Consider the following 1219-nt stretch of genomic DNA (forward strand, 5'->3'; position numbering starts at 1 on the left):
GTGCGGGACAGCTTCGCCGTCCTGAGTGCCGGCAATGCCCAGGCCAGCTTCGCGGTGCGCTCCTCCGCCACGGCCGAGGATTTGCCCGACGCGTCCTTCGCGGGCCAACAGGAAACCTTCCTGAACGTGGTCGGCATCGAGGACGTGCTGCACAAGATGAAAGAGGTGTTCGCCTCGCTCTACAACGACCGCGCCATCAGCTACCGCGTGCACCAGGGCTTCGCCCATTCCGACGTGGCGCTGTCGGCCGGTATCCAGCGCATGGTGCGCAGCGACAAGGGCGCGGCCGGCGTGATGTTCACCATAGACACGGAAAGCGGCTTTGAAGACGTGGTCTTCATCACCTCCAGCTACGGCCTGGGCGAAACCGTGGTGCAGGGCGCCGTCAACCCCGACGAGTTCTACGTGCACAAGCCCATGCTCAAGGCCGGCAAGCGCGCGGTGATCCGCCGCAACCTGGGCAGCAAGCTGCTGCAGATGGAATTCACCACGCCGGAAGAGAAAAAATCCGGCGGCAAGCTGGTCAAGACCACCGACGTACCGACCGAGCTGCGCAACCGCTATTCGCTGAGCGACGAGGACGTCGAGCAACTGGCGCGCTACGCGCTGATCATCGAGGCGCACTACGGCCGCCCCATGGACATCGAATGGGGAAAGGACGGCACCGACGGCCAGCTCTACATCCTGCAGGCGCGCCCCGAGACGGTGAAGAGCCAGGCCAAGGGCAAGGCCGAGCAGCGCTATACGCTCAAGGGCACCGGCACGGTATTGGCTGAGGGCAGGGCGATCGGCCAGAAAATCGGCACCGGCCCGGTCCGCATCGTGCATGACATCAAGGACATGGACCAGGTGCAGGCCGGTGACATCCTGGTCACCGACATGACCGACCCGAACTGGGAGCCGGTGATGAAGCGCGCCAGCGCCATCGTCACCAACCGCGGCGGCCGCACCTGCCACGCGGCCATCATCGCGCGCGAACTCGGCATCCCGGCCGTGGTCGGCTGCGGCGACGCGACCGAGACGCTCAAGGACGGCATGCTGGTGACGGTGAGCTGCGCTGAGGGCGACACCGGCAACATCTATGACGGCCTGCTCGAAACCGAGGTGACCGAGGTGCAGCGCGGCGCGATGCCGCCGATAGACCTCAAGATCATGATGAACGTGGGCAACCCGCAGCTGGCCTTTGACTTCTGCCAGGTACCCAACCACGGCGTGGGCC

The 1219-nt window shown here is 65.5% G+C and carries 1 protein-coding gene; it reads left to right on the forward strand.

Features of this window, described 5'->3' with window-relative positions:
• On the forward strand, nt 1–1219 hold a 1219-nt coding region (gene ppsA / locus AC1D0P_RS25780), incomplete at both ends, for a phosphoenolpyruvate synthase (RefSeq protein ID WP_477679327.1).

The sequence above is a fragment of the Polaromonas sp. P1_G2 genome, assembly GCF_056405515.1.